This is a genomic window from Rickettsia asembonensis (genome assembly GCF_000828125.2).
Classification (GTDB): Bacteria; Pseudomonadota; Alphaproteobacteria; order Rickettsiales; family Rickettsiaceae; genus Rickettsia; species Rickettsia asembonensis.
The window spans coordinates 1-8,253 of the sequence record NZ_JWSW01000044.1 but is presented as its reverse complement, the minus strand read 5'-3'; the positions used below and the strand labels follow the sequence as shown (position 1 = coordinate 8,253).

The following is an 8,253-nucleotide window of genomic DNA, read 5'->3' as shown; positions in this document are numbered from 1 at the left end:
TCAACACTCCCATAATTTAAATTTTGTTTACAGAATCTAGTTTTAACTTTACAAAATTCTAAAAACCATATACTTATTAAATTATATATTTAATAAGATATATTTAATAAGAGAGAATTTATATGAAACTATTATCTAAAATTATGATTATAGCTCTTGCAGCTTCTATGTTACAAGCCTGTAACGGTCCGGGCGGCATGAATAAACAAGGTACGGGAACACTTCTTGGCGGTGCCGGCGGTGCATTACTTGGTTCTCAATTCGGTAAGGGCAAAGGACAGCTTGTCGGAGTAGGTGTAGGTGCATTACTTGGAGCAGTTCTTGGTGGACAAATAGGTGCAGGTATGGATGAGCAGGATAGAAGACTTGCAGAACTCACCTCACAAAGAGCTTTAGAAGCAGCTCCTAGCGGTAGTAGTACAGAATGGCGTAATCCGGATAACGGCAATTATGGTTACGTAACACCTAATAAAACTTATAGAAATAGCACTGGTCAATATTGCCGTGAGTACACTCAAACAGTTGTAATAGGCGGAAAACAACAAAAAGCATACGGTAATGCATGCCGCCAACCTGACGGACAATGGCAAGTTGTGAACTAAAACGTCATACCGAAAAGTGCTCTATGTCATTCCCGCGAGGCATTGTTGCGTGGACCAAAAAATCCGTTCGGTGTCATCCCGTGGCTTGACCACGGTATCCAAAAAAAACAATAAAGATACTAATAATTTTAGTATCTTTAACTGGATCCCGCAATCAAGTCGCGGGATGACAGGAGTAAGCTGATCCACGCAACAACGTCTACTCGCAATGACGTTATAATAAAAGGAGCAACCTATGACTTTCATAATAACAAGTACGGCGTTTAAGTATAATGAGCGTATTCCTGATAAATTTACTTGTAAAGGACAGAATGTTTCTCCGTATTTAGAGTGGAGTGATGCTCCTATAGATACTAAATCTTTTGTGCTTATCATGGATGATCCTGATGCACCAATAGAAATAGCACCACCGCACGGTATATGGGATCATTGGATAATATATAATATTCCTGCCTCTATTACTGAGCTTTCAGAAGGACAAATAGATAGCAATATTAAAATTTTAGATAATAGCTGGAAGGAAAAGAAATACGGAGGTCCTTGTCCACCTGCCGGTAAACCTCATCGTTATTTTTTCAAACTATACGCTCTAAATGATTATCTTGAGCTTGATGAGAATGCTAACAAGCAGAATTTAGTATTAGCTTTGCAAAAACATTTACTAGCTGAAACTGAATTAATCGGCATTTATTCTACATAATGTCATGGCTTACCAGCATTAAACCGTCATTGCGAGCAGGTGTTGTTGCGTGGATCAGTTTTACCTCTGTCATCCCGCGACTTGATCGCGAGATCCAGTTAAAAATACTAAAATTATTAGTATTTTTATTGTTTTTTGGATACCGTGGTCAAGCCACGGGATGACACCGAACGGATTTTTTGGTCCACACGGGCGATGCCATGCAGGAATGACGTAAAACTTTAAACACAAAATATTATCTTGGAAAAATCTATAATCGAGTTTCGTAACGTATCTAAAAAATTCGGTAATAAATTGCCGATAAATAACGTTAGCTTTACCGTCAAAAAAAATAATATAACTACTTTAATTGGACCTAATGGTGCAGGTAAAACTACCATAGTACGGTTAATGCTTGGGCTTGAAAAACCGACAAGCGGTGAGATTATAATTGATTCCAAATTAAAAATTGGATATGTACCGCAGAAGTTCGGTCTAAGCCCTGATTTACCTATTACGGTGAAAAAATTTTTAGATTTGTTAGCACCGAGTAATTTTAATAACAATATTAAAGAGATTAACTCATTTATTGATTTGGAACATATAAAAGATCAAGAAATTTCTAAGCTCTCAGGAGGGCAGTTTCAAAAGGTAGTTCTTGCATGTTCAATAGTTAATAATCCTGACTTAATTATTTTAGATGAACCGCTGCAATCTTTAGACGTAACAAGCCAGCAGGAATTTTATCAGCTTATTAATCTGATTCGTAAAAAGCTAAATATTACGGTCTTTATGATCTCTCATGATTTATTTACCGTAATAAAAAACTCCGATCAAGTGATATGCTTAAACGGTCATATATGTTGTAGCGGAATACCAAACGAAATAACTCCTAACTCTGAATTTTCAAATGCACTTTCTTCTCTAGGCTTCTATACCCACCACCACGACCATAGGCATTAGACTTATTCCAAATATTGCTTTAAATATCTGCCGGTATGGCTTTCTGCGCAAGTAGCGATATCGGCAGGAGTACCGCATACAACTATCTTACCGCCTTTGTCACCGCCCTCAGGACCGACATCAATAATATAATCTGCCGTTTTTATAACATCTAAATTATGCTCGATAACTAAAACGGTATTACCCATATCAACAAGTTTATGTAAAACTTTCAGCAATTTATTAATATCGTCAATATGTAGCCCCGTAGTCGGTTCATCAAGTATATAAAGCGTTTTACCGGTTGAACGTCTTGATAATTCTTTAGCAAGCTTAACGCGTTGTGCTTCACCGCCTGAAAGAGTAGTAGCAGACTGACCGATTTTAATATAGCCTAGACCCACTTCATTTAAGGTAATTAGTTTTTCATAGATTAACGGAATTTTCTCAAAAAATTGCATTGCATCTTCTACCGTCATCATCAAAATATCGGCAATAGATTTGCCTTTATATTTTATTTCAAGTGTTTCTCTATTATATCTGTGACCATTACAAATATCACATTTTACATATACGTCAGGGAGAAAATGCATCTCTATTTTAATTAGCCCGTCACCTTGGCATGCTTCACATCTACCGCCTTTAACGTTAAACGAAAATCTGCCTACTTTATACCCTCTAGCTTTTGATTCAGGTAATTCCACAAACCAATCCCTAATATGGGTAAAGGCACCTGTATAAGTCGCAGGATTTGAACGAGGAGTTCTACCTATCGGGGATTGATTAATATCGATAATTTTATCAATATATTCAAGTCCTTTTAATTCTCTATATTTGCCGGGAAATACTTTACTAGTCGGCTCTAAATGCTTTAGAGCCGCTTTATATAGAGTATGAATCATCAAGCTTGATTTACCGCTTCCCGATACTCCCGTTATAGCAGTAAAAGTACCAAGTGGAATTTTGATATCAACATTATCTAAATTGTTAGAAACCGCCCCAAGTAATTCAATTGACCTATTATCATGCCCTACTCTTGTTTCAGACGGCACTTTGATTGTTTGACGACCGCTTAGATACCTACCTGTAATACTTTCTTCAAAATTCTTTATTTCTTCTGCATTGCCTTCTGCAATAACACGACCGCCGTGAATACCGGCTCCCGGCCCTATATCAATAATATGGTCTGCTTCATACATTGTTTCTTCGTCATGCTCGACTACCAAAACGGTATTACCCAAATCTCTAAGTCTTTTTAGGGTTTCGATTAATCTTGTATTATCTCGTTGATGAAGACCTATAGACGGCTCATCAAGTACATATAAAACACCACTAAGCCCTGATCCTATTTGAGATGCAAGACGGATACGCTGACTTTCTCCTCCCGATAAAGTACCTGCTTCTCGTGATAACGTTAGATAATCAAGCCCGACATTCATAAGAAATTTTAATCTCTCAGTAATTTCTTTGAGTATACGCTCAGCAATAAATAATTGCTTTTTATTTAATTTTTCTTCTAAGTGACTAAACCATTTTTGCAAGGCCGCAATACTCATACCTGCTACTTCGCCTATATGAAAATTCACTATTTTAACGCATAATGCTTCGTCTTTTAATCTAAACCCTGAGCAGGCAGTACATTTATGTTCTGACTTAAATTTAGCTAGTTCTTCTTTAATTAAAACCGATTCTATAGTACGTTCCTTTTCCTGCAAACTTGGTATTATACCGGCAAAAGGTTGTTTTATTATTTGCGTTTTAGAACCGTCGTGAAATTCAAATTTTATTGCCTCTTCTCCTGAACCTTCAAATAAAATATCCTTAACATTTTGTGATAAACTTACAAAAGGTACTTCAATAGAAAATTTATAATGATCGGCAAGAGCCTTTAATGTCTCTAGGATAAATTTAGAAGATGTGCTACCCCAAGGTACTATTGCACCGTCTTTAATAGAAATTCTTTGATCCGGAACAATTAAGTCTCCATCAAAGAAAAACTCCTTACCTATTCCTTCACATTTAGGACATGCTCCAAAAGGACTGTTAAAAGAAAAAATTCGAGGTTCTATTTCAGTAAGCTGAAAACCCGATACCGGACAAGAATATTTTTCGGAAAAAGTAATACGTTGATTTTTTTCAAATTCGGTCTTAACTGCCGGCGGCAATTCTACAATTTCTAAATAAGTAATACCTTCGGCAAGATTTAACGAACTCTCTAAGCTATCTGCAAGCCTATTACCTAAACTTTCGTCTAGAACTATTCTATCAACGATGACTTCTATATTATGCTTCTTATTTTTATCAAGTTTCGGTAAATCATCAATTTCACAAACTTCACCGTTAACTATTAATTTCTGAAAGCCTTGCTTTTTCAGATTCATAATTTCACGTTTGAACTCCCCCTTATGTCCTCTAACAATAGGAGCAAGTAAATATACTTTCGTGCCTTTAGGTAGTTCATTAATTATATCTACCATCTCAGAAACCGTTTGGCTATGTATTGGAAGACCGGTTGCCGGAGAGTAAGGAATACCCACCCTTGCATATAATAACCTAAGGTAATCGTAAATTTCCGTTATAGTTCCAACCGTAGAACGAGGATTTTTAGAAGTAGTTTTTTGGTCAATTGCAATAGCAGGCGATAATCCGGAAATAGATTCCACATTCGGTTTATTTTGTAAATGCAAGAATTGCCTTGCATATGAAGATAAGCTTTCAACATATCGCCTTTGACCTTCTGCATAAATAGTATCAAAAGCTAAAGAAGACTTGCCTGAACCACTAAGCCCGGTGATAACAACAAATTTATTCCTTGGAATATCAACATTTATATTTTTTAGATTATGCTCTTTAGCACCGCGTACCTTAATATATTCTTGGTTCATATTACCTTTACTGAAAAATTTTAAGATATTTTTTAAAAAACCTGTAGTATTATAGGCTCTTTTATTTTATTATTGCAATAATAATATTTTAAAATAGGTAGTAATCTATGGCAGGTAGTTTAAATAAAGTAATATTAATAGGTAATGTAGGGCGTGATCCGGAAATTAGAACTACGGGCGAAGGGAAAAAAATCATTAATCTTTCCTTAGCAACAACCGAAACTTGGAAAGATCGCATTACCAGCGAACGAAAAGAACGAACTGAATGGCATAGAGTAGTGATATTTAGCGAAGGGTTAGTATCTGTTGTAGAACGCTATGTCACAAAAGGTAGTAAATTATATATTGAAGGTTCATTGCAAACCCGTAAGTGGAATGATAATTCAGGTCAAGAAAAATATACTACGGAAGTTGTGTTACAAAATTTTAATTCACAATTAATATTATTAGATAGTAAAAACTCTAATAATCATACTCAAGATTCAGGGCATAGCGAATATAAACATCCTGAAGCTAAAAATCATTCCTTTGACCATAGCGACTTAGACGACGAAATACCGTTTTAGAAATCTCAAAAAATTAATATTCTAAATGCATTATCGCAAATACTAAAACCTAAAGATAAGGTTCTAGTATTGCGAGGACATATAGGTATTCATGCAACTCTAATAAGCAAATTAATAGGTAACGACGGAAAAGTTTTTATTTTTGAACCAAAATCCTAAAATCTTAAAGTTTTTGCGTATAAATTTATTTTTAAACAATGCAGAAAATGTTACTTTATATCCTAAGGCAGCTTTTTCAAGTAATACTAATGTTGCTTTTATAGCAAAAGCTTTAGGAAATGTAGGTGGAGCTCATATTATCAGATCAGAAGAAGATAAAAATGAAAATTTAGAACAATTAATAACGGTTGAAGCAGTTAGTATTGATTCTATAAATGAAATTAGAACTATCGATGTTTTACAAATGGATATTGAAGGTGCTGAAGAAAATGCCGTTTATGGAGCCCAAAAACTAATTGATCGTTCTTCAAACTTAACTGTTTTCCAAGAATGGTCACCGTTTTGGATGAAAGATATAGATACCTATTTAAAGTTTTGGCGTTCTAGAAATTATAAAATTGTTCAAATTACTTTAAGTGGCGGTTTAAAAGAATTAACAGATGAAGAGCTTAAATCTTCAGGACAAATTGATATTATTATGACTAAAAATTTAGAAAAACTTATTAGCAACTTTAAGCCCTTATAGTAATGAAAAATTTTATTTGGGTAATAATATTTTTAGTACCTATTTTACTATCCAGCTGTTCTACCACTCATGATGTAGCTAATAGGGTAAAGCATTCGCAAGATATAGCAACTCAAAATAACTTTCAGATGCAGCTAGTAAACGGTGGTGATTTTACTCTTACGACTTATCAGCGTATTACCGACCATAACCTACCTTTCGTATTCTATATTGAGGGAGATGGGCATCTTGCAGATGGCGGCGTTAACTCTGACAACCCTACACCTGTTAATCCGATGCTCTTGAAGCTTGCTACAATCGATAAAAGACCGAATGTTGTTTATATAGCACGACCTTGTCAATATTCTCCTTTAGAAATGAATCCAAAATGCGTTAGCGATTATTGGTTAGATAAAAGAATGGGACAGGAAGTCGTAGATTCAATTAACAATGTCATAAATATTATCAATAACGGACAAAAATTTAGCTTAGTCGGCTTCTCCGGTGGCGGCGGGCTTACAATATTAATTGCCGCTCAAAATAGTAATGTTAAAGATATTATAACGATTGCCGGTAATTTAGATACTAAAAAATTCGATAAATATCATAATTATCGTGGTTACTTAGTTAAATCGTTAAACCCGATAAATTATGCAAAGCAAGTTAATAATATCCCTCAATTACATCTCTCCGGCATGGATGACAAAAGAGTCCCGCCTTTCATAGCAGAACTTTACGTAAAAACAAGTAACTCACCATGTGTAAAAAAGCAAACTTTTCCTAATATTTCTCATGCAAAAGGTTGGGATAAAATTTGGTCTAATATATTAGATACTCCTCTAATTTGTAATTAAGAATTAGGAAATATTATTAATCTATTTAAACATATAAAATCCTTTATTGACTTTTATACAAAACAGTATAATTCTTTTTACAATTTAATTTTTTATACAAGAATTATGCTAGGCTACGAAAAAGAACAAAGAAGTTTAACAAAAGAACAAAAACAAGCTGTAGGGTTGTTATCTGTAGGAACCTTATTGGAATATTTTGATCTTATGCTTTATGTCCATATGTCCGTACTTCTTAATGAGCTTTTTTCCCAAAAGCTGATGCTTATGCTACTTCGTTTTACTCTATAGCAGTTTTATGTGCTACTTTTATCTTTAGACCGCTCGGAGCTCTCGTTTTCGGATATTTAGGCGATACATATGGGCGAAAAACTACAGTAGTTATAACAACTATGATGATGGCTACTTCGTGCATAGTAATGGCACTACTTCCTACTTACAATGAAATTGGTATAACAGCTTCTATTATAATAATTGTTCAAGGTATGTCCTCGGAGAGGTAATAGGAACAGAAGTTTATTTAACCGAGTTTACTAAGCCTCCAATACAATATCCTATTGTAGCCTTAGCTACGGTTTTCGCTACTGTAGGAACTTTCGCAGCTTTAGGGGTTGCTACTATTGTTACTTCTTATGGCTTTAATTGGCGTTATGCATTTGGTATCGGTGCAATTATTGCCGTTGTAGGAACATTAGCAAGAACCGCATTACAAGAAACTCCTGAATTTGCTAATGCAAAGCTTAAATTACTTAAAACTTTTGAAAAAGCTAATATGGATATAAAAGTATTAGAAAATAATCCTATTTGGAAAGAAAATAATTAATAAAAAGACAGCAATAGCTCTATTTATAATGGATTGTGCATGGCCTGTATGTTTTTATTTTGCATATATTTATTGCGGCGACATTCTTGTAACCAAATTTAACTGTACTCCTGAACAAGTTATAAAACAAAATTTCAAATTATCTATAATAGAACTTATAAGTATAATAATAGTAGCAGCATTAAGTTATAAGATATATCCTTTAAAAATTCTAAAAGGGAAGTGTTGAGAGATAAGATAA

At 34.4% G+C, this 8,253-nt stretch carries 12 protein-coding genes; 11 read left to right on the top strand and 1 reads right to left on the bottom strand.

What is annotated here, in order from left to right:
* Positions 1-122 precede the first annotated feature (122 nt).
* From SB78_RS05085 to SB78_RS05075, 5 genes are all read left to right on the top strand, one after another.
* Positions 123-602 carry an RT0821/Lpp0805 family surface protein gene (locus tag SB78_RS05085; RefSeq protein ID WP_041079069.1) on the top strand — a complete coding sequence of 160 codons (480 nt, stop codon included), beginning with the start codon at positions 123-125 and terminating at the stop codon, positions 600-602.
* A gap of 49 nt (positions 603-651) precedes the next feature.
* Entirely contained in the window at positions 652-786 is a 135-nt protein-coding gene (locus tag SB78_RS09370) for a proline/betaine transporter (protein ID WP_081420968.1), read from the top strand.
* Between the two features lie 51 nt (positions 787-837).
* Positions 838-1,302, top strand: a complete 465-nt coding sequence (locus tag SB78_RS05080; RefSeq protein ID WP_041079067.1) for a YbhB/YbcL family Raf kinase inhibitor-like protein — start codon at positions 838-840, stop codon at positions 1,300-1,302.
* Positions 1,302-1,466: a hypothetical protein gene (locus tag SB78_RS08240; protein WP_241773764.1), complete on the top strand. Its 165-nt coding sequence runs from the start codon at positions 1,302-1,304 to the stop codon at positions 1,464-1,466. The genes SB78_RS05080 and SB78_RS08240 overlap by 1 nt, the downstream gene beginning before the upstream one ends.
* Positions 1,467-1,542: 76 nt before the next feature.
* Positions 1,543-2,244, top strand: a complete 702-nt coding sequence (locus SB78_RS05075) for an ATP-binding cassette domain-containing protein (RefSeq protein WP_041079065.1) — start codon at positions 1,543-1,545, stop codon at positions 2,242-2,244.
* A gap of 2 nt (positions 2,245-2,246) precedes the next feature.
* Here SB78_RS05075 and uvrA read toward each other — a convergent pair whose 3' ends face one another.
* The gene (uvrA, locus tag SB78_RS05070) at positions 2,247-5,108 is read right to left on the bottom strand and encodes an excinuclease ABC subunit UvrA (protein ID WP_041079063.1); all 2,862 of its coding nucleotides are present in this window, start codon (positions 5,106-5,108) and stop codon (positions 2,247-2,249) included.
* Positions 5,109-5,215: 107 nt separating this feature from the next.
* Here uvrA and SB78_RS05065 point away from each other — a divergent pair, with 107 nt between their 5' ends.
* The 6 genes from SB78_RS05065 to SB78_RS11545 all read left to right on the top strand — a co-directional run bounded on the left by SB78_RS05065 (position 5,216) and on the right by SB78_RS11545 (position 8,012).
* Positions 5,216-5,674: a single-stranded DNA-binding protein gene (locus SB78_RS05065; RefSeq protein WP_041079061.1), complete on the top strand. Its 459-nt coding sequence runs from the start codon at positions 5,216-5,218 to the stop codon at positions 5,672-5,674.
* A gap of 142 nt (positions 5,675-5,816) precedes the next feature.
* The gene (locus SB78_RS05060) at positions 5,817-6,359 is read left to right on the top strand and encodes an FkbM family methyltransferase (RefSeq protein WP_041079059.1); all 543 of its coding nucleotides are present in this window, start codon (positions 5,817-5,819) and stop codon (positions 6,357-6,359) included.
* A gap of 2 nt (positions 6,360-6,361) precedes the next feature.
* Entirely contained in the window at positions 6,362-7,192 is an 831-nt protein-coding gene (locus SB78_RS05055) for an alpha/beta hydrolase family protein (RefSeq protein ID WP_041079057.1), read from the top strand.
* 105 nt (positions 7,193-7,297) lie between these two features.
* A complete protein-coding gene (locus SB78_RS11015; protein ID WP_241773762.1) occupies positions 7,298-7,480 on the top strand; it encodes a hypothetical protein in 183 nt (60 codons plus the stop codon).
* Positions 7,477-7,692: an MFS transporter gene (locus SB78_RS11550; protein ID WP_338390883.1), complete on the top strand. Its 216-nt coding sequence runs from the start codon at positions 7,477-7,479 to the stop codon at positions 7,690-7,692. Before SB78_RS11015 ends, SB78_RS11550 begins: the two co-directional genes overlap by 4 nt.
* Entirely contained in the window at positions 7,692-8,012 is a 321-nt protein-coding gene (locus tag SB78_RS11545; RefSeq protein WP_338390882.1) for an MFS transporter, read from the top strand. Before SB78_RS11550 ends, SB78_RS11545 begins: the two co-directional genes overlap by 1 nt.
* Positions 8,013-8,253: the final 241 nt, after the last annotated feature.

Excerpts from the sequence above, each read along its gene's own strand:
- SB78_RS05085 (WP_041079069.1), top strand. The coding sequence starts at position 123 with ATGAAACTATTATCTAAAATTATGATTATAGCTCTTGCAGCTTCTATG.
- SB78_RS05080 (WP_041079067.1), top strand. The coding sequence starts at position 838 with ATGACTTTCATAATAACAAGTACGGCGTTTAAGTATAATGAGCGTATT.
- SB78_RS08240 (WP_241773764.1), top strand. The coding sequence starts at position 1,302 with ATGTCATGGCTTACCAGCATTAAACCGTCATTGCGAGCAGGTGTTGTT.
- uvrA (WP_041079063.1), bottom strand. The coding sequence starts at position 5,108 with ATGAACCAAGAATATATTAAGGTACGCGGTGCTAAAGAGCATAATCTA.
- SB78_RS05065 (WP_041079061.1), top strand. The coding sequence starts at position 5,216 with ATGGCAGGTAGTTTAAATAAAGTAATATTAATAGGTAATGTAGGGCGT.
- SB78_RS05055 (WP_041079057.1), top strand. The coding sequence starts at position 6,362 with ATGAAAAATTTTATTTGGGTAATAATATTTTTAGTACCTATTTTACTA.
- SB78_RS11015 (WP_241773762.1), top strand. The coding sequence starts at position 7,298 with ATGCTAGGCTACGAAAAAGAACAAAGAAGTTTAACAAAAGAACAAAAA.